Origin of the sequence: Providencia sp. CIM-Carb-044 (assembly GCF_033901115.1) — a bacterium.
In the GTDB taxonomy this organism is placed as follows: domain Bacteria; phylum Pseudomonadota; class Gammaproteobacteria; order Enterobacterales; family Enterobacteriaceae; genus Providencia; species Providencia hangzhouensis.
The window spans coordinates 188859-208790 of the sequence record NZ_JAXADV010000005.1 but is presented as its reverse complement, the minus strand read 5'-3'; the positions used below and the strand labels follow the sequence as shown (position 1 = coordinate 208790).

Below are 19932 nucleotides of genomic sequence, written 5' to 3'. Positions count from 1 at the left end.
TCACTAAGGTGGGTCTGCCTTGTATCTGTTTGAAAGCCTTAATTTAGTCATTCAAAAGTATCTTCCTAAAGAACAAATTGAATTACTAAGAAAAGCCTATGTTGTTGCTCGGGATGCCCATGAAGGACAGACCCGTTCAAGTGGTGAGCCTTATATTACTCACCCAGTTGCTGTTGCTTGTATTCTTGCTGAGATGCGTTTGGACCATGAAACACTAATGGCAGCGCTACTTCATGATGTGATTGAAGATACTCCAGCGACATTTCAAGATATAGAAGAATTGTTTGGTACCACCGTCGCCGGTCTCGTCGAAGGTGTATCCAAACTAGACAAGCTCAACTTTCGCGACAAAAAAGAAGCCCAAGCAGAAAACTTCCGCAAAATGATCATGGCGATGGTAAAAGATATCCGTGTCATTTTGATAAAACTGGCAGACCGCACTCACAACATGCGCACGTTGGGTTCACTTAGGCCCGATAAACGTCGGCGCATTGCACGTGAAACCCTTGAAATATATAGCCCGTTAGCCCACAGGCTAGGTATACACCACATCAAAACAGAGCTTGAAGAGCTGGGTTTTGAAGCGTTATATCCCAACCGTTATCGTGTTATTAAGGAAGTCGTCAAGGCTGCTCGCGGTAACCGAAAAGAGATGATCCAAAAAATTCTCTCGGAAATTGACGGTAGGCTAACCGAGGCAGGTGTTCCTTGTCGCGTAAGTGGCAGAGAAAAACACCTTTATTCCATCTATCGCAAAATGCACCAAAAAGAGCAACGTTTCCATTCCATTATGGATATCTATGCTTTTAGGGTAATTGTAAAAGATGTGGATACTTGCTACCGCGTTTTAGGCCAAATGCATAGTTTATACAAACCGCGTCCGGGACGTATTAAAGACTATATTGCTATCCCTAAAGCCAACGGCTATCAATCGCTACATACCTCATTGATTGGCCCACATGGTGTTCCTGTCGAAGTGCAAATTCGCACAGAAGACATGGACCAAATGGCTGAGATGGGGGTTGCTGCGCATTGGGCCTATAAAGAGCAAGGCGAACAAGGTACAACAGCACAAGTTAGAGCTCAACGTTGGATGCAAAGTCTACTTGAGTTACAACAAAGTGCAGGTAGCTCGTTTGAATTTATTGAAAGCGTTAAATCGGATCTATTTCCGGATGAAATCTACGTTTTCACCCCAGAAGGCCGTATTGTTGAATTACCTACCGGTGCAACACCTGTTGACTTTGCCTACGCAGTACACACGGATATTGGTCATGCTTGCGTGGGCGCGCGCGTTGATCGCCAGCCTTACCCACTTTCGCAATCCCTTACGAGTGGCCAAACTGTCGAAATTATTACCGCGCCAGGCGCACGGCCAAATGCAGCATGGCTCAATTTTGTTGTCAGCTCAAAAGCGCGGGCCAAAATTCGCCAGTTATTGAAAAACTTAAAACGTGAAGATTCTATTAATTTAGGTCGCCGTTTACTCAACCATGCGCTAGGGGCAGGAAATAAACTTACTGATATCCCTCAAGCTAATATTGATGCAGAATTGGCACGCATGAAGCTGCACTCTATCGATGATTTGCTTGCTGAAATTGGGTTGGGTAATGCAATGAGTGTGGTTGTCGCACGTAACCTACAGAACAATCCACAAAATACACCTGAAGAACAAGTGTTAGTTGAAAGCCGGAATAAACTCTCTATCAAAGGTGCTGATGGTGTTTTAATCACCTTTGCAAAATGTTGTCGTCCTATTCCTGGTGACCCAATTGTTGCACATATTAGTCCTGGTAAAGGTCTCGTTATTCATCATGAATCCTGCCGCAACATTCGTGGTTATCAAAAAGAACCTGATAAATTTATGGCTGTTGAATGGGACAACGACACTGATACCGACTTTATCGCTGAAATTAAAGTGGATATGATTAATCACCAAGGTGCTTTAGCGAATTTAACTGCCGCCATTAATGACGCCAATTCAAGTATTCAAAGTATGAATACAGAAGAAAAAGATGGCCGTGTATATTGCGCTTTTATTCGCCTTACAACTAAAAACCGAGTTCAATTGGCAAATGTGATGCGGAAAATCCGTATTATGCCTGACGTTCTACGTGTTAGCCGAAACCGTAATTAACGACCATACGTAATTAATAACTATGAATGAACGCCGCTATCGCCGCATTTGCCAAATGATGGCGATGCGGCAGCCTGACCTAACTCTCTGCCTCGAAGAAATTCATAAACCGCACAATGTTTCTGCGATTGTACGCAGTGCGGATGCCGTAGGGATCCATCAAATTCATGCTATTTGGCCGGACCAACAAGTCAAACTGTCCGTTTCTTCTGCTGCGGGGAGTAATAGCTGGGTTAAAATTATTTCACACACATCCACCGAAGAAGCAATTGCCCACATAAAATCACAAAATATGCAGGTTTTGGCGACTAACTTGTCAGAACATGCCGTTGATTTTCGTGAAATTGATTATACTTTGCCAACTTGTATTATGATGGGGCAAGAAAAAACAGGGATTTCACAACAAGCCCTCGCACTGGCTGATAAACACATTATCATTCCAATGGCTGGCATGGTGCAATCTTTGAACGTTTCCGTTGCTTCTGCACTGATTTTATATGAAGCCCAACGGCAACGGCAGCAGGCGGGTATGTACGAACGTGACCATTGCTTACTCTCACCAGATGAACAACAAACTTGGTTATTTGAAGGAGGTTACCCTGTACTGGCTGAAGTTGCTAAACGTAAGGGACTTCCTCGCCCATTTATCAATAACCAAGGGCAAATTGAAGCTGATGACTCGTGGTGGGCACAAATGCAATTAACCGAAAAAATGAAAAGACGGCAGTTTGGTTAAATAAAAGGAAATAACATGAATAATGGGCTACTTGATACCATTTCACTGACTTCATTGCACGGAATTGGAGCAAGCCAGTCAGAAAAAATGCGTAAAATCGGTTTGAACACCGTTCAAGACCTTCTTCTTCATTTCCCTTTACGCTATGAAGACCACACCCGTCTATATCAAATAAAAGATCTCCTCCCCGGTACGACCGCAACAATTACCGGTGAAATACTGCAAACTAAAGTGGTATTCGGCCGCAAAAGAATGATGACCTGCTTGATTTCCGATGGCACAGGTAACCTCACCTTACGTTTTTTTAATTTTTCAGCTGCAATGAAGAATAACTTAGCAGAAGGAAAACAGGTCACCGCCTATGGGGAAGTTCGCAGAGGAAATACAGGGCCAGAAATCATTCACCCCGAATATAAAGTCTCCCAAAACACCAGCAACATCAGCTTACAAGAGAACTTAACACCTGTTTACCCAACCACGGAAGGTGTTCGTCAGGCCACTTTACGCAAGGTAATGGAACAAGCGCTAAGGTTACTTGATAGCGGAAAAATAAAAGAATTGCTTCCAGAAGAGCTTAGCCGTGGAATGATAAGCCTACCAGATGCCATTCGCTTATTACACAATCCACCACCGAGTGTCGCTTTGATTGAACTGGAGAAAGGGCACCATCCTGCCCAGAAACGGCTTATACTCGAAGAGCTTTTAGCACATCACCTCAGTATGCTAGCCATCCGTGCAGGCAACGAACGCCTATATGCCGAGCCTTTAGCAACAAGTGGTCAATTAAAATCACAGTTACTCGCACAATTACCTTTCTCGCCAACAAATGCACAAAACCGTGTTGTTAGCGAAATTGAAGCAGACCTCGCCAAAGATGCCCCTATGATGCGTTTGATTCAAGGGGATGTAGGGTCAGGAAAAACGCTTGTTGCGGCCTTAGCGGCCGTTTGTGCCATCGAGAATGGCAAACAAGTAGCTTTGATGGCTCCCACCGAAATTCTTGCAGAGCAACATGCCAATACATTCAAACAATGGTTAGAGCCTTTAGGCATTAAAGTGGGTTGGCTAGCGGGCAAACAGAAGGGTAAGGCACGTCAGGCTCAGCAAGATGCCATCGCAAGTGGAGAAGTTGCGATGGTTGTTGGAACACACGCTATTTTCCAAGAGCAAGTGAGCTTTAAAGCGCTGGGGCTTGTTATCATTGATGAACAACATCGCTTTGGCGTTCATCAGCGGCTCGCTCTGCGTGAAAAAGGTGAGCAGCAAGGGTACCACCCTCATCAATTGATCATGACCGCTACGCCAATCCCACGGACACTGGCGATGACAGCATATGCAGACTTAGATACCTCTGTCATCGATGAACTTCCTCCAGGCCGAACGCCTGTCACTACTGTCGCTATACCGGACACTCGCCGTAACGATATTATTGAACGCGTTCGCCAAGCCTGTATTGAAGAAGGTCGCCAAGCCTATTGGGTCTGTACACTCATTGAAGACTCTGAATTATTAGAAGCACAAGCGGCTCAAGTGACCAGCGAAGAACTCGCACTGGCACTACCTGAATTAAAAGTAGGCTTAGTCCACGGGCGAATGAAACCTGCTGACAAACAAAGCATTATGGCGGCTTTTAAAAGGAATGAAATTCAACTGCTTGTGGCTACAACGGTCATTGAAGTCGGTGTTGATGTGCCTAATGCCAGTTTGATGATCATTGATAACCCTGAGCGCCTTGGTTTAGCTCAATTGCACCAATTGAGAGGGCGAGTTGGCCGTGGAGCTATCGCATCTCACTGCGTACTATTATATAAGACACCATTAACCCACACCGCTAAACAAAGGCTACAAGTGTTGCGGGACAGCAATGATGGCTTTGTTATCGCACAAAAAGATCTTGAAATTCGCGGACCTGGGGAATTATTAGGCACTAGACAAACAGGAAATGCAGAATTTAAGGTCGCTGATTTGTTACGTGACCAATATATGTTGCCAGAAGTGCAACGCCTCGCACGCCATATTCAACAAAACTACCCAGAAAATGCACAACAACTTATTGAGCGCTGGTTACCTGAACGAGAGCAATACAGCCACGCTTAAGTTTTATATCTTCTTTTTATCCGTTCCTTAAAATGAAAATTGCCGTGAATATTTTCACGGCAATACCTGCTTAACTTGATTTATTATTAAATAAAAACTATCCCGCAATAGTTGGGAATAGTGGCAACATTAAATACAATTTAATGACTATCGCATTAACAATATCAATGAAGAATGCCCCAACCATTGGGACCACAAGGAACGCAAGGTGAGATGGACCCAACCTATCCGTTACCGCTTGCATATTCGCAATCGCTGTTGGCGTAGCCCCAAGACCGAAACCACAATGCCCCGCAGCTAAAATAGCGGCATCATAGTTTTTCCCCATCACACGGAAGGTAACAAAAATTGCATACCCTGCCATTACACAAGCTTGTACAGCAAGAATGATGATCATTGGAATGGCCAGTGATGCTAATTCCCAGAGCTTCAAGCTCATTAAAGCCATCGCTAAGAATAATGATAGGCTCACGTTACCCATAACAGAAACGGCGCGGTCAAACACTCGGTAAAAACCAAGCAGTGATAGGCTATTGCTTAAAATAACACCAACAAACAGTACACATACAAATTTAGGCAGTGCAAAAGGAGTATCGGCTAATTCACCTGCAATATAACTTCCTATCAGCAAACAGATAGCAATCAATGCAATAGTTTCAATTAAAACCATTGACGTGATCATGCGCCCTGATTGAGGCTTCTCAAATGCAGTTGGCACATCTTTATCATCTTCTGCCGTTCCTGGCGTTGGAATATTACGTGTTAGAAAACGTGCAACAGGTCCGCCAATTAAACCACCAAGAACGAGTCCAAATGTAGCACACGCCATTGCAACTTCTGTTGCACTTTGGAAACCATAATTTTCAGTGAAAATTTTACCCCATGCCGCACCAGTACCATGGCCGCCAGATAAGGTAATTGAGCCAGCTAACAGCCCCATTAAAGGGTCTAGTCCCAATAATTCAGCAAGGGCAATCCCCACTGTGTTTTGGACTAGCAATAAGCCTACAACCACAAAAATAAATATAAACAATGCCTTACCACCAGCTTTCAAGCTAGCAAGGTTGGCATTAAGACCAATAGTGGCAAAGAATGCCAGCATCATAGGTTCTTGCAGTGATAAGTCAAAAGAAAGGCTCCAGTCAAATAATTGTTTAAGCAATAAAAGACTAAAAGCAACTAACAACCCACCCGCAACAGGTTCAGGGATGGTATATTTTTCAAGAAAAGGGACTGATTTTACCAGTTTACGCCCAAGCAATAATACTAAGGTAGCAGCTACCAGTGTACCGTAGACATCGAGATGATACATTCACGTACCTCGTCTGTTGTTAAAATTATCAAAAACTAGTTAGACGTTAATTTCTTCCTTAAAACGCCAAAAGCAGGTTGTAGGATTAGAAAAAAAAACTGTTATAAATACAAGTTAAAATATATATAAATGTGACGACACTATTTAACTAATGAATATATTTTTTAAAAGCAAACGATTGCTTTTTAATTTCGACACATTACAATGCGTTTTTTGTTGGCGAGAAATGAAGGCAATGAATACTGCGACGTCTGAAAAGCAAACTACTGAAGCGACCATACACACGCAAAGCGAACTTATTTACAAATTAGAAGACCGTCCACCGCTGCCGCAAGCTTTGTTTGCTGCCGGGCAACATCTTCTAGCGATGTTTGTCGCTGTTATTACCCCAGCGATGCTGATTTGTCAGGCTCTGGGGCTGCCAGCTCACGATACTCAGCGCATCATTAGTATGTCTTTATTTGCCTCCGGTATTGCTTCTTTAATTCAAATTCGTGCATGGGGCCCTATTGGCTCAGGCCTACTTTCGATTCAAGGAACCAGTTTTAACTTTGTTGCACCGTTAATCATGGGAGGTGTTGCACTCAAGCAAGGTGGAGCTGATATCCCATCCATGATGGCAGCTTTGTTTGGCACGTTACTCGTCGCCGCATTAACCGAAGTGATTCTTTCACGTTTTTTACATCTAGCCCGCCGTGTCATTACACCACTGGTTTCTGGTGTCGTTGTCATGATCATCGGCTTATCTTTAATTCAAGTCGGCTTAACCTCCATTGGTGGTGGTTATGGTGCGATTAGCGATAATACCTTCGGTTCACCAGATTACCTGATTTTGGCTGGGGTTGTTTTAGCGGTTATTATTTTACTTAATCGGCAGAAAAACCCTTACTTACGTGTCGCATCTTTAGTTATTGCCATGGCCGTTGGTTATATTGCAGCTTGGTGGATGGACATGTTGCCAAATGCTCAGCCAATGGAAGCCAATCAGCCAATTATTACTGTTCCTGAGCCTTTCTATTATGGCTTATCCTTCGACTGGAACCTGTTGATCCCATTAATTCTCATTTTCATGGTGACTTCCTTAGAAACGATAGGTGACATTACCGCCACTTCTGATGTATCAGAACAACCCGTTCGTGGCCCTTTATATATGAAACGAATCAAAGGTGGCGTACTTGCCAATGGTTTGAACTCGATGGTCTCTGCGGTATTTAATACTTTCCCTAACTCTTGTTTTGGGCAGAACAACGGTGTTATCCAATTAACAGGGGTGGCAAGTCGCTATGTCGGTTACATTGTTGCTTTAATGTTAGTGTTATTAGGGCTATTCCCTGCGGTTGCAGGCTTTGTACAACAAATCCCTGAGCCCGTATTAGGCGGAGCAACCATTGTGATGTTTGGTACCATTGCCGCTTCAGGAGTGCGTATCGTGTCTCGTGAGCCACTCAATCGCCGCGCCATCATGATTATAGCCCTTTCTCTCGCCGTGGGTATGGGTGTGTCACAGCAACCCTTGATTTTGCAATTCGCGCCTGACTGGTTAAAAACATTATTTTCTTCAGGTATTGCTGCGGGGGGTTTAACTGCAATTGTTCTGAATTTAGTCTTCCCTCTCGAAAAATAACCTTTCATTCTAGCCGCCAGTGTTGAACACTCTGGCGGTTTTTCTGTATGCTATCCTTAAATTGTCATTATATTAGACGGTTTCTTCCTGTGCCTATTCGTTCACAAACCAAAGGAGCAGTAAACTGTGAAATGGTTAATCAAATTTACTACCTATGCACTTTTGTTACTGCTGCTATTGTTTATTTTTACTTATATCGGGCTACAAACCCGTTGGGGCGCATCCTACTCCAGTCAATTTTTAAGTAAATTTACCGGTTACGATATTGATGTGGGAATTATGGGGCATGAGTTTTCTAACCCCGGTGAGTTCATCTTCCAAGATGTTAAGTTAACGGCTAAAAACAGTGACCTATCTTTAGATTCACGGCAAGTCGTGGTTGATGTTAATTGGCTAAACCTATTTAGTGGCACCGCAATAAAACGTTTGGTTATCACTCAAGGGACATTATCTACAACAGTCTCACCAAATACGGTGTTGTTCCCTATTTCCGCGACTATTTTGCAATTTGAAAATAGCCAGATTACGCTTAAAAAAGGCAATGATACGGTACAAGTCGCCGGCTTTACGGGAGGAATGACCCCTTGGAAACCCACCGAAAACACTCCTTTTGGTTACGGTGATTTTCGATTTACCTCTAACCAATTAAAATTCAATGACCTTGCATTCAAGAATATTGCCATTACCGGTAAATTACAGCAGCAAGGAACAGAAATAAGCCAAGCAAGTGCCTACTTAAATAATGGCTATATTGCGGGCACTGGGAAGGTACTTAATGATGGCTCTATCATGGTTGACTCCCTCACCATGAATAAAGTTGGCTGGGAAAATAATGTTGATTTCGATTCACTATTTGATGCAATAACGAGTGATAAATCACTGCAAGTCAAAAAAGTAGAACTAACCAATGTTGATATTCAAGGTAAAGATTGGGCACTTTCTGGCTTAAGCACCGAAATTGACCAACTCAGCTTCGTTAGAGGCAGCTGGACTAGCCCTAAAAGCAGCATTAGCTTTAATGTCGACCAATTCGTCGTGAAAGACCAGCAGCTGAGTACCTTAATTGGAGAGCTGAATATTAACGGTGATAACCTCAATATCAGCAAGTTATCAGGTTACTATAATAAAGGCATTTTTAACCTCAGTGGGTCTTGGCAACGCAATAATCAAGTACTCACTATCGATGAAGGTAAACTCGCGGGTATCTTATATACCTTACCTGAAAATTGGTTGTCCTTCTTCGCGCAACCAACGCCAGCGTGGTTGTCCGGTTTAAATATTAAGAAATTCACCCTTTCCCAATCACTTTTGATGAATATCCAGCCGCAATTTCCTTTCGAGTTGACGGCATTAAGCGGTAATATTGAAAATGTTGATTTAATCAAACAGAAACAATGGGGAATTTGGAGTGGTAAAGCGACATTCAATGCAGATAGCGGCACAATCAACCAAGTTATAGTGCGCCGTCCATTTGTCGAAATACGCCAAAGTGGTAAATCCTCGGCGGCAGCGAGCTTAACGGTCAGTACTGATAAAGGTATCAGTAAAATTGGCTTGCTGGTAAAACAAGAGCCCAAAAAAGTCCCCTTCTTACTCAGGGCATCAGGTTCTAATATTGACCTCGTCGATTTAAACCAATGGGGTTGGGCAGGCTTCCCAGCTCAAGTTATCGGTGACTTTGATGCGACATTACAAGGGGACTTACTCGCCCCATCAGTGGCAAAAAGTTTGAATGGGGAATTGATGGCCATACCATTGCAAGGTAAACGCCTATTCCGTACCGTTGTTAACGGGGTTGTCACTTCTTCAGTAGAGTCCGAAGCCGATTTACAGCCTACCGAGCCTTCTTTGGTAGAGCCGCTCCCCGCTCTTAGCAATCCATAGAAACTATCAATCCATAGAAATACAAAAGGCAGGTCAATCATACCTGCCTTTATCTTTTAATTTTCAATAAACAACGTTACTTTGCGGGCTCTACAGGTAACACCATATAGACACCACTGAATACAGCGCCCACTTTACCATCGGGGTTACTGACTTCGACTTTCAGTTTTACTCGCGCTTTGCTACCCCGAGCTAAACGGTCAAGGTCACCGCTCATATTAGCTAAGTCCGCAGTTGCTGTAGGCCTGCCACTTACAGGTTTACCATAACGAATACTGGCATCGACCAATACAATATCGCCACCAAGCTGGTGTTCTTGCATTAACAGCCAAATCAGCCCCCATCCTGTCAGTGTGGCTAATGAAAATTGGCTCCCTGCAAAAATCGTTTCATGGGGGTTTTGATTGCCCGCCTCCGGCATGGTAGTAATAAAACGAGTCCCCGTGTATTGGTCGATTCGAACCCCCATTTTTTCGCTTAATGGAATATACTTATACCAAGCTTGTTGTAACTCACCACACCAGTCTGGACGATGTAGAATTTGGTCTAATGTCTCAATGGGTTTGATCATCAAGTAATGGCGCACAGGTGTTTTTAACTGCCCAGCAACTTGCCCACGGTTCTCAAAGCCCATTTTATCGAAAAAGGGTACTGCTTCTTCACGAACACTGGATACGATGCGTTTGACGCCTTCTTGGCGTGCAACGGACTCTAGGGCCATGATAATCAATTTACCGAGTCCTTTACCTTGCATGGCAGGGTTAACGGCTAAAAAACGGATTGCTCCCTCGTTGTCAGCATTGATATATAAGCGACCAATGGCAAGAATACGGTTTTTATCATCCACGACCATTTGATGGTGTGCGGTTAAATCATAACCATCTTTTTCTGAACCTAGGGGTTGATTAAACGGTTTTCGCAACATTTCCCAGCGAAAATGGTAGTAAGTTGCAAATTCAATATCATCTTTCGGTGTACGTAAATGGTACATCGCTTCCCCCTTTAAAAATGAACTCACACTTGTAGCCAGAAGGTAACAGGGCCATCATTGGTTAAATTCACTTGCATGTCAGCGGCAAACTCACCGGTTTGTGTTTCAACCCCTTGTTGGCGGCTCTGTTCAACGAAGTATTGGTACAAAGCATCCGCTCTTTCAGGCTCTGCTCCCCCTGAAAAGCTAGGCCGCATACCTTTTTTAGTGTCAGCTGCTAAAGTAAATTGAGAAACAACCAAAAGGCTGCCTCCCGCCTGTTGAACATTGAGATTCATTTTCCCTTGTTCATCACTAAAAATACGGTAGCCCAATACTTTTTCACACAAACGTTTGGCTTTCTGCTCATCATCATCTTTTTCAACGCCAAGCAAAACCAACAACCCAGCATTTATTTGCCCTACTATTTTCTGATCAACAGCCACACTCGCATGAGTGACTCTCTGGATTAATGCAATCATGATGACTCTTTACAAAAAGATGGAGCAACGTTAGCCGTTGCCCCACTATAAAATCAGGATGTTATTCAACTTCTGCACTAAAATCGTAAGTGCGGAAATATTCAGGAATGGTGTCTTTATCCACAACATGAATACTACGAATACCAAGGGCTTCTGCGGCTTTTACATTTTCTTCGACATCATCAAAGAAAATAGCATCTGCAGCATCAAACTCTTCTGATTGCAGTACATATTTGTAGATTTCAGGATCAGGCTTACGCATGCCTAAATCTTGGGACAGATATAGGAAATCGGAGGAGGCTGCAATTTCTGGGTAGTGTGCTGGCCAGTAGTCTAGATGTAGACGGTTGGTATTCGATAAAACCACCACTCGGTGCCCTTGCTCACGCAGGCGTTCCATAATATCAATGACTTCAGGTCTTAACGAAATAAAAATAGCGTGCCAGCCTTCAGCAAAGTCTTCAAAGCTTAGAGTGATGTCCATTTCTTCACAAAGCAGCTCAGCAAACTCGATGTCTGAAATTTTTCCACACTCATGTAATTGAAAGATATTACCAAAAGTAAACCGTGATTTGATCTCTTCACTTGGTGTACCACTGAGTTCAGACCATTTATCAAATACACGATTAAAGTCGATATCAATAATCACATTACCCATATCGAAGATATACAGCATAAATTTTCCTCATTGTTATTCACTAAATTTACTTTAATCATTATTCACGCAACTGAACAGCCCTAATTAGTGATAATTCACGTTATTTTGTCAATTTATCGATTAAGCAATCCACACTTAGCACAATTAATGAACAACAAACCGGACGGTTTGTTCCATTAATGAGAAAACACTTTTTATCCCAAAGGTGCTATTTCACACAGCACTATCGGTTTTTGATACTAAATGTTAAGTCCCTCCATACGCTTTTTGCATAATAGTTTTTACGTAGCAAGCCATGCCACAAGCAATGTGAGCTGATATCTATCCGATATCAGTAATAAATAAATCTTAAAATATAAAAGTCATACTATGAAAATAGATAAAACAATCTCTTGGCCGATTGCTATTCTGTGGGGAAGCTTATTTTTAATTCCATTATTTAATACTATCCCTCTGGATTTTAATATCGACCTTACAACAAAAATTATTGAACATTTTCAATCTATTATTCTAATTATCAGTGCCATTTTCACTTGGTTTTATATGAAACCATTACAGCAAAAAAATCAGGGAATGAAATTATTTTGGGTGTGGGCAACTATCTGGTGGGTAACATTATTTGGCAGAGGAATAAATTGGGGGCGTGAATTTTTTCCTAATCTGGATCACTCTTACTTCAGGCTAATTTCTATCATCTTGATTGGCAGTTTAGTTTTGATGCTATTTGCTTCTTCATTAAGAAAAAGTATTATTTTTCACCTAAAAAACACAACTATTCCACTTTGGAGCCTACTGCTGACCCTGTGCGCTTTTGTGATTTCAGATAGTGTTGAACACCATAGATTTCTTAGTTCAGTTTTTCTATATCATTCTGAACTACAAAGCCTTATCGAAGAATTATACGAAATCCCTTTAATTATCGGACTGTTTATTTCGTCGCTGTATTTTATGAAAAAAGACAAGTCATTATAAACCTTATAAATAAGTAAGGCGCCTTTCGGCGCCTTACTGCATAACTACAATGACGTAATGAACAACATCACGTAACGATAATTAGTCTTCTTTAGAACGGTTTGCACGACGGCGATCGTTCTCAGTCAAGTGGCGTTTACGCAGACGGATAGACTGCGGAGTCACTTCAACTAACTCGTCATCATCAATGAACTCAAGTGCTTGTTCCAGAGTCATTTTAATTGGTGGTGACAGTGTTGTTGCTTCATCAGTACCTGACGCACGCATGTTAGTCAGTTTTTTACCCGTTAAGCAGTTAACGGTTAAGTCGTTAGAACGTGAGTGAATACCGATGATTTGACCTTCATACACTTCAGCACCGTGACCTAAGAACAGCTTACCGCGGTCTTGCAGGCTGTATAGCGCATAAGCAACTGCTTTACCTTGACCATTGGAGATCAGAACACCGTTTTGGCGGCCCCCGATTTCGCCTGGGCGAACATCATCGTAATGACTGAATGTTGAATACAGTAAGCCCGTACCTGATGTCATTGTCATGAATTCAGTACGGAAGCCAATCAGACCACGGCTTGGGATCACGTAGTCAAGACGTACGCGGCCTTTACCGTCTGGCATCATGTCGCGCAGGTCACCTTTACGTTCACCTAAAGCTTTCATGATGTCGCCTTGGTGCTGTTCTTCAACGTCTAAAGTCACTTGTTCGAATGGCTCTTGTTTACGGCCATCGATTTCACGAATGATAACTTTTGGACGCGATACTGCTAATTCGAAACCTTCACGACGCATGTTTTCAATCAGAACAGATAAGTGAAGCTCACCACGACCAGAAACGCGGAATGCGTCTGGATCTTGAGTTTCTTCAACACGCAGTGCAACGTTGTGAACCAATTCTTTATTCAAGCGGTCAAGGATCTGACGTGAAGTCACGAATTTACCTTCTTTACCGCAGAATGGTGAGGTATTAACACAATAGAACATGCTAACTGTTGGCTCATCAACCGCTAACGCAGGCAATGCTTCAACGCTACCGACTTGGCAAATGGTGTCAGAAATGTTCAGTTCACCTAAACCTGTCAGAGCGACGATATCACCCGCTTCAGCTTGTTGTGAATCAATACGCTCTAAACCTAAGTGAGTCAGAACTTTACCAATTTTACCGTTACGAGTTTTACCTTCGCTATCGATAACTGTTACTTGTTGGTTAGGCTTAACAACACCACGTTTGATACGGCCGATACCGATAACACCTAAATAGCTGTTGTAATCCAATTGCGAAACTTGCATTTGGAATGGACCGTCGATATCCACTGCTGGTGGTGCAACATGTTCCACAATCGCTTCATACAGTGGAGTCATGTCTTCAGCCATGTTTTCGTGGTCAAGGCCTGCGATACCGTTTAATGCAGATGCATAAACAATAGGGAAATCGAGTTGCTCATCCGTTGCACCTAAGTTCACGAATAAGTCGAATACTTGGTCAACAACCCAATCAGGGCGTGCGCCTGGGCGGTCAACTTTATTGATAACAACAATAGGACGTAAACCGTGGTCGAACGCTTTTTGCGTTACGAAACGAGTTTGTGGCATTGGGCCATCCATCGCATCAACAACCAGCAGTACGCAGTCAACCATAGACATAACGCGCTCAACCTCACCACCGAAATCGGCGTGACCTGGGGTGTCTACGATATTGATATGATAACCATTCCATTGGATAGCGGTATTTTTAGCAAGGATAGTAATACCACGCTCTTTCTCCAAGTCATTGGAGTCCATAACACGCTCATCAACAGTTTCACGTTCACCGAACGTGCCTGATTGCTGCAATAATTTACCAACCAGTGTGGTCTTGCCATGGTCAACGTGAGCGATGATGGCGATGTTTCTTAAATTTTGAATTGACAAGGATTTTTACCGTTTAATTGACAGGAAAGGAATATGCTTACTGAGCCGTTATTCACACCCAAAGCATACTTTCTACGTTAATTTGCTGTTATTTTACACGTTTTTCCGCACAAGTGGAATAAATGTGAAACCCATCACTGTATAAAAAGTTTTTAGCGAAAAAACATTCAGTTGCGTAACAGTGCCAGATTCCCTCACAAAATAATGAGCATCATCTCTGCGAAACCACGAAGTGACAGAATAATACGCTAAAAACTTAATATTCGCAGCCCAAAAAAAGAACAAAAAATAGACTTTCTTTCTTAACTGCCAGTTTAAATATCTTTTTGCATTATTTAGATATATCTAAATTGACTAATTAGATATATCTAAATATAGTAAAACCATAAAATAAATTCGATATATCTAAAGTTACAAACTAAGGAGTAACTATATGCTAATTAAATCTTGTCGTCATGTATATTATGCACGCCATGATGAAAATCAACATGGCCACCGCGGTGGATGTTGTCACAATGAAGACCGTCATAGTCATGGACACGACGAGCACTGCCACGGCGAAGGCCGTCATGGTCATGGGTACGGTGAACGCTGCCACGGTGAAGGCCGTCATGGTCATGGGCACGGTGAACGCTGCCACGGCGAAGGCCGTCATGGTCATGGGCACGGTGAACGCTGCCACGGCGAAGGCCGTCATGGTCGAGGCCATGGTGATGACAACCAAAGAGGCCGTGGAAGAGGTAAAGGCCTTCGTCGTTTATTCGACCATGGCGATCTTCATATTATGGTACTCTCGTTAGTCGCTAAAAAACCAAGCTATGGCTACGAAATTATCAAAGATATTCAAGAAGCCTCAAATGGCTTATATGTTCCTAGCCCGGGGGTTATTTACCCAACGCTAACACTGCTTGAAGAACAAGGCTTCTTGGAGTCTCAGATTGTTGAACGCAATCGCAAAAGTTTTACGATTACACCTGAAGGCTCTGCCCATCTAGCTCAAAATAAAGAAATTGAAGCGGTTATTGCTCGCAAGCTGGCAAAAGCACGTGATATGCAACAAGGCAGTAATTTAGCAGAAGACATTGAGGTGGCAGTCAGTCGCTTTAAAGCTTTATTACGTCACAAAATGGTTTTAAAACAACTAAATGAAGAGCAAACTCGCCAAATTGCCTCAATCATCAATGATGCAGTAAAACAGATTGAAGAAGTGAATACGTTATTAACCAATAGCGATGATGAATAATGCAAGAGGCCCATATTCTTTGTTATATGGGCTTTCTTTATATATACGAGTTCTACTCCTCTCGCACATCAGAATAAATAACATGAAATTTTCTGTTTATGGTATATATTATAAAAAATTTAGCCTTTGGAATAATAATAACATTTATGAACAATTCAAAAAAAATTTTTTTTGTTTCATCTATCGCAATTATAACGGGACTATCGCTCATTAGTTGCAAAATTAAAAGCGATAACATTTTATCTTACTCTACAAATAATTCATCTTTTCAATTAGATAAAGAGTGTATCGAATCATATCAGGATGAATCAAAAAATAATGAACATACTGTTTTTATAACGCTTAGCAATACAAATAATTGCCGACCTAAATTATATGAGTTTCTAACAAAAAATAAAAATGAAAAAATGAATGTTTATTTTAACAACGTTCTTATTCAAAAAGACATTCATTTAGGAAACATCCATTCATTAGATGATGGTTTTTATCAAAATCTAAATAATCAATCTAATTTAGATTTATTTAAATCTTTGATGAATAATTAAAGTTAGCATGAAGCAACTTTTATATTTAGTACCTGACCTCTATCGTCAGCCCGACTGAATTGCTCTTAAAACCTAATTCGGTCTTGTCCTGCCCCATTATTTCCATTAATTCTATATGAGCCAGGCCCCATAGTGTGAATGGTTCTATCACCTGAATTGGTTACATATTGTATTTCAGCATCAAATGTTGATTGCAGACTTGATACTGCATTAAATGAAACAGTATAAGCGCTATTCCCTACGTGCGTATGGAGATTAACCCACGGTCCCCATACTAGTGGTGGTGCCCAACTTTGAGATCTTGCTATATATTTATTCCCCCATTAACTATGTCGTCACTTTTTCACATGAGTATTATGTAAAGTGCAAAAAATATATTTAGATTCAACTCTAAATGTTGCTCAAATATATCTTTATTAATACTGACATAAGCAAAGAACATAAAATATTACATTTATTATGAATGGATGACATAAATGATCCGCGTTTAAATTAGCACCAAAATAGTGCAAGCACCCAACAAGAAGCACCAAAACAGTGCAACTCATGCCTATTTTTAACTCAATCGATTGACATTCCTTCGTAACAATCAGTATTTACTATAATTAAAAAGTTGGCACGCTTTTCGCTTATCTATTTATAGAGTGCGTGCTACCTATTTATATATGACTAACACGCCAGACAAACAACAGACATACTGTCAAATGATAGCTTGTGATTTGTTGATTAGACCCGACCAGGAGAGCCGAGATGTCCGCTGAACATGTTTTATCGTTAATTAAAGAGCACAATGTTAGATTTATTGATCTGCGTTTTACCGACACTAAAGGTAAAGAGCAACACATCACTATCCCTGCTCATCAAGTTGACGAAGACTTCTTTGAAGAAGGCCAGATGTTTGATGGTTCATCTATTGGTGGCTGGAAAGGCATCAATGAGTCAGACATGGTATTAATGCCAGACCCATCAACTGCAATGTTAGACCCGTTCTTTGCAGATATCACGTTAATCATACGCTGCGATATTTTAGAGCCGGGCACCATGCAAGGTTATGACAGAGACCCACGTTCAATTTCAAAACGTGCAGAAGATTTCCTGCGCTCAAGTGGAATTGCCGATATCGTTCTCTTTGGGCCAGAACCTGAATTTTTCGTTTTTGATGACATTCGTTTTGGCAACAACATGCATGGTAGTTACTACCATATCGATGATATCGAAGCGGCATGGAATACAGGAACCAAATACGAAGGTGGTAATAAAGGTCACCGCCCTGCAGTAAAAGGCGGTTATTTCCCAGTTCCACCGGTTGATTCATCACAAGACCTACGTTCAGCCATGTGTACCACAATGGAAGAGATGGGCTTAGTTGTTGAAGCTCACCACCATGAAGTGGCAACTGCAGGCCAAAACGAAGTCGCCACCCGCTTTAATACGATGACCAAAAAAGCGGATGAAACTCAGATTTATAAATATGTTGTGCACAATGTTGCCCATGCATACGGCAAAACAGCCACCTTTATGCCTAAACCTTTAGTGGGCGATAACGGCTCTGGTATGCACTGCCATATGTCTTTATCTAAAGGCGGCGTTAACCTGTTTGCAGGTGACAAATATGGCGGTTTATCCGAAATGGCGCTGTACTACATCGGCGGTATTATTAAACATGCACGTGCACTGAACGCATTTACTAACCCAACCACTAACTCATACAAACGCTTAGTTCCGGGCTTTGAAGCACCTGTAATGTTGGCATATTCTGCACGTAACCGCTCTGCTTCGATTCGTATTCCAGTCGTTGCGAGCACTAAAGCACGCCGTATTGAAGTTCGCTTCCCAGACCCAGCAGCTAACCCATATTTAGCGTTTGCGGCTCAGTTAATGGCAGGCCTTGATGGCATCATTAACAAGATCCACCCTGGTGATGCGATGGACAAAAATTTATATGATTTACCACCAGAAGAAGCCAAAGAAATTCCAACAGTTTCTGGCTCTTTAGACGAAGCATTAGCGGAATTAGATAAAGACCGTGAATTCTTAACCCGTGGTGGCGTATTCACTAATGATGCTATCGATGCATATATCGAATTAACCCGTGCCGACATCCAACGTGTTCGTATGGCGCCACACCCTCTCGAATTTGAAATGTACTACAGTGTGTAACACGCCGTTCCACTGTTAGTCTTTGTTGCCGTGAAGCACTTGCCCCATCTTTTGATGGGGCCTTTTATCTCTAACGTATTTACGCAACAAAAATCAAATATCGGTTGTTTGGTCTATCAGGTATAATGCACCAAAATAGTGCAGGAGCAACATTACATGAAAACCGAACATTTGCCAGCACCGGAACATATTCTCGACTCACTCATTAATAGCGTGCTAATTTTGGATTACGACTTGGTTATCCATTACGCCAACCATGCTGCACTCCAGATCTTAACCCAAAGCCAGCGCAAGCTATACGGTACGCCACTGCCACTATTATTCAGTTATTGTTCGCTCAATGATGAACTCATGCTCAATAGCTTAAAAGATGGCCATAGTTTTACCGAGAACGAAGTCACCTTAGTGTTTAATAACCATTCCCATGTGATGTCGTTCAGTGCACAGCCTTTTTCAGAGCAATTCATTTTAGTTGAGCTTTCACAATTAGATAGCCAACGGCGTTTGAGCCAAGAACTCGCACAGAATGCCCAGCAATTGGCTGCCCGCGAACTGATCCGTGGGCTTGCTCACGAAATCAAAAACCCTCTCGGAGGTTTGCGAGGCGCTGCGCAATTGCTATCTAAAGCGCTGCCTGATCCACAATTAAATGAATATACTCAAGTGATTATCGAACAGGCCGACCGCTTACGGGCACTGGTTGATCGGCTTCTTGGCCCACAATATCCGGGACCGAAAACACAGCAAAGTATTCATCATATTATGGAAAATGTAACGCGGTTGGTGTCATTAGAAAAACCTGATAATGTGACACTGATTCGTGACTATGACCCAAGCCTGCCCGAATTAGAGTATTACCCAGACCAAATCGAGCAAGTGCTGCTAAATATCACCCGAAACGCCTTACAAGCCCTCGCCGAAACGGGAGGCTATATCACTTTGCGTACACGAACGGCTTTTCAAGTCACACTACAAGGTGAACGTTATCGATTAGCTGCACGTATTGATATTGAAGATAACGGTCCCGGTATTCCATTGGCAATTCAGGATACATTGTTTTATCCCATGGTGAGCGGACGGCCTGATGGCACAGGCCTTGGCCTATCGATTGCTCGCAGTTTAGTTGACCAACACGCAGGAAAAATCGAATTTACCAGTTGGCCAGGTCACACTGAGTTTTCCATTTATCTACCAATTAAGAAATAGG

Annotated in this window: 16 protein-coding genes; 10 read left to right on the top strand and 6 right to left on the bottom strand. The window is 42.2% G+C overall.

The annotated features are described in order from the left end of the window. The first annotated feature begins 19 nt into the window (after window positions 1-19). The 3 genes from spoT to recG are packed head-to-tail and all read left to right on the top strand — an operon-like array spanning window position 20 to window position 4970. The gene (gene spoT / locus SJ312_RS12540) at window positions 20-2137 is read left to right on the top strand and encodes a bifunctional GTP diphosphokinase/guanosine-3',5'-bis pyrophosphate 3'-pyrophosphohydrolase (protein WP_004262666.1); all 2118 of its coding nucleotides are present in this window, start codon (window positions 20-22) and stop codon (window positions 2135-2137) included. A gap of 22 nt (window positions 2138-2159) precedes the next feature. Next, complete coding sequence (gene trmH, locus SJ312_RS12535) at window positions 2160-2873, top strand: tRNA (guanosine(18)-2'-O)-methyltransferase TrmH (protein WP_096863551.1); 714 nt, start codon at window positions 2160-2162, stop codon at window positions 2871-2873. 15 nt (window positions 2874-2888) lie between these two features. Then, window positions 2889-4970 (top strand): ATP-dependent DNA helicase RecG, encoded by a 2082-nt coding sequence (gene recG / locus SJ312_RS12530; RefSeq protein ID WP_319867853.1) that lies wholly within the window; start codon window positions 2889-2891, stop codon window positions 4968-4970. A 97-nt stretch (window positions 4971-5067) separates the two neighbouring features. Here the strand turns inward: recG and gltS are convergent, their stop codons facing one another. Next, the gene (gene gltS / locus SJ312_RS12525; RefSeq protein WP_004262677.1) at window positions 5068-6282 is read right to left on the bottom strand and encodes a sodium/glutamate symporter; all 1215 of its coding nucleotides are present in this window, start codon (window positions 6280-6282) and stop codon (window positions 5068-5070) included. A gap of 235 nt (window positions 6283-6517) precedes the next feature. Here gltS and SJ312_RS12520 point away from each other — a divergent pair, with 235 nt between their 5' ends. Further along, complete coding sequence (locus SJ312_RS12520) at window positions 6518-7906, top strand: uracil-xanthine permease family protein (RefSeq protein ID WP_036958597.1); 1389 nt, start codon at window positions 6518-6520, stop codon at window positions 7904-7906. Between the two features lie 126 nt (window positions 7907-8032). Continuing rightward, the gene (locus SJ312_RS12515) at window positions 8033-9790 is read left to right on the top strand and encodes an AsmA family protein (protein ID WP_319867852.1); all 1758 of its coding nucleotides are present in this window, start codon (window positions 8033-8035) and stop codon (window positions 9788-9790) included. Between the two features lie 76 nt (window positions 9791-9866). Here the strand turns inward: SJ312_RS12515 and fabY are convergent, their stop codons facing one another. From fabY to yihX, 3 genes are all read right to left on the bottom strand, one after another. After that, on the bottom strand, window positions 9867-10781 hold the full coding sequence (gene fabY, locus SJ312_RS12510; protein ID WP_036958598.1) for a fatty acid biosynthesis protein FabY: 915 nt from the start codon (window positions 10779-10781) through the stop codon (window positions 9867-9869). Window positions 10782-10804: 23 nt separating this feature from the next. Then, on the bottom strand, window positions 10805-11242 hold the full coding sequence (gene dtd / locus SJ312_RS12505; protein WP_004262693.1) for a D-aminoacyl-tRNA deacylase: 438 nt from the start codon (window positions 11240-11242) through the stop codon (window positions 10805-10807). Window positions 11243-11303: 61 nt separating this feature from the next. After that, on the bottom strand, window positions 11304-11918 hold the full coding sequence (gene yihX, locus SJ312_RS12500) for a glucose-1-phosphatase (protein WP_094960806.1): 615 nt from the start codon (window positions 11916-11918) through the stop codon (window positions 11304-11306). A gap of 351 nt (window positions 11919-12269) precedes the next feature. Between yihX and SJ312_RS12495 the strand changes: the two genes are divergently transcribed. Then, window positions 12270-12872 carry a hypothetical protein gene (locus tag SJ312_RS12495; RefSeq protein ID WP_094960807.1) on the top strand — a complete coding sequence of 201 codons (603 nt, stop codon included), beginning with the start codon at window positions 12270-12272 and terminating at the stop codon, window positions 12870-12872. An 81-nt stretch (window positions 12873-12953) separates the two neighbouring features. Here the strand turns inward: SJ312_RS12495 and typA are convergent, their stop codons facing one another. Further along, complete coding sequence (gene typA, locus SJ312_RS12490; RefSeq protein WP_004262702.1) at window positions 12954-14777, bottom strand: ribosome-dependent GTPase TypA; 1824 nt, start codon at window positions 14775-14777, stop codon at window positions 12954-12956. Window positions 14778-15210: 433 nt separating this feature from the next. On the opposite strand from typA, the gene SJ312_RS12485 reads away from it, so the two are divergent. Both SJ312_RS12485 and SJ312_RS12480 read left to right on the top strand, forming a co-directional pair. Then, window positions 15211-16020, top strand: coding sequence for a PadR family transcriptional regulator (locus tag SJ312_RS12485; RefSeq protein ID WP_232062758.1), 810 nt, complete (start codon window positions 15211-15213; stop codon window positions 16018-16020). 146 nt (window positions 16021-16166) lie between these two features. Continuing rightward, window positions 16167-16565, top strand: coding sequence for a hypothetical protein (locus tag SJ312_RS12480; RefSeq protein WP_036958599.1), 399 nt, complete (start codon window positions 16167-16169; stop codon window positions 16563-16565). Window positions 16566-16630: 65 nt separating this feature from the next. Here SJ312_RS12480 and SJ312_RS12475 read toward each other — a convergent pair whose 3' ends face one another. Beyond that, the gene (locus tag SJ312_RS12475) at window positions 16631-16873 is read right to left on the bottom strand and encodes a colicin Z C-terminal domain-related protein (RefSeq protein WP_319867897.1); all 243 of its coding nucleotides are present in this window, start codon (window positions 16871-16873) and stop codon (window positions 16631-16633) included. Between the two features lie 442 nt (window positions 16874-17315). Between SJ312_RS12475 and glnA the strand changes: the two genes are divergently transcribed. Together glnA and glnL are read left to right on the top strand one after the other, a co-directional pair. Continuing rightward, complete coding sequence (gene glnA / locus SJ312_RS12470; protein ID WP_004262716.1) at window positions 17316-18725, top strand: glutamate--ammonia ligase; 1410 nt, start codon at window positions 17316-17318, stop codon at window positions 18723-18725. Window positions 18726-18881: 156 nt separating this feature from the next. Beyond that, window positions 18882-19931, top strand: coding sequence for a nitrogen regulation protein NR(II) (glnL, locus tag SJ312_RS12465; RefSeq protein WP_004262719.1), 1050 nt, complete (start codon window positions 18882-18884; stop codon window positions 19929-19931). Window position 19932: the final 1 nt, after the last annotated feature.

Bases quoted from the DNA above. Each gene is read 5' to 3' on its own strand.
- trmH (WP_096863551.1), top strand. From the start codon at position 2,160: ATGAATGAACGCCGCTATCGCCGCATTTGCCAAATGATGGCGATGCGG.
- recG (WP_319867853.1), top strand. From the start codon at position 2,889: ATGAATAATGGGCTACTTGATACCATTTCACTGACTTCATTGCACGGA.
- gltS (WP_004262677.1), bottom strand. From the start codon at position 6,282: ATGTATCATCTCGATGTCTACGGTACACTGGTAGCTGCTACCTTAGTA.
- SJ312_RS12520 (WP_036958597.1), top strand. From the start codon at position 6,518: ATGAATACTGCGACGTCTGAAAAGCAAACTACTGAAGCGACCATACAC.
- fabY (WP_036958598.1), bottom strand. From the start codon at position 10,781: ATGTACCATTTACGTACACCGAAAGATGATATTGAATTTGCAACTTAC.
- dtd (WP_004262693.1), bottom strand. From the start codon at position 11,242: ATGATTGCATTAATCCAGAGAGTCACTCATGCGAGTGTGGCTGTTGAT.
- yihX (WP_094960806.1), bottom strand. From the start codon at position 11,918: ATGCTGTATATCTTCGATATGGGTAATGTGATTATTGATATCGACTTT.
- SJ312_RS12495 (WP_094960807.1), top strand. From the start codon at position 12,270: ATGAAAATAGATAAAACAATCTCTTGGCCGATTGCTATTCTGTGGGGA.
- SJ312_RS12485 (WP_232062758.1), top strand. From the start codon at position 15,211: ATGCTAATTAAATCTTGTCGTCATGTATATTATGCACGCCATGATGAA.
- SJ312_RS12480 (WP_036958599.1), top strand. From the start codon at position 16,167: ATGAACAATTCAAAAAAAATTTTTTTTGTTTCATCTATCGCAATTATA.
- glnA (WP_004262716.1), top strand. From the start codon at position 17,316: ATGTCCGCTGAACATGTTTTATCGTTAATTAAAGAGCACAATGTTAGA.
- glnL (WP_004262719.1), top strand. From the start codon at position 18,882: ATGAAAACCGAACATTTGCCAGCACCGGAACATATTCTCGACTCACTC.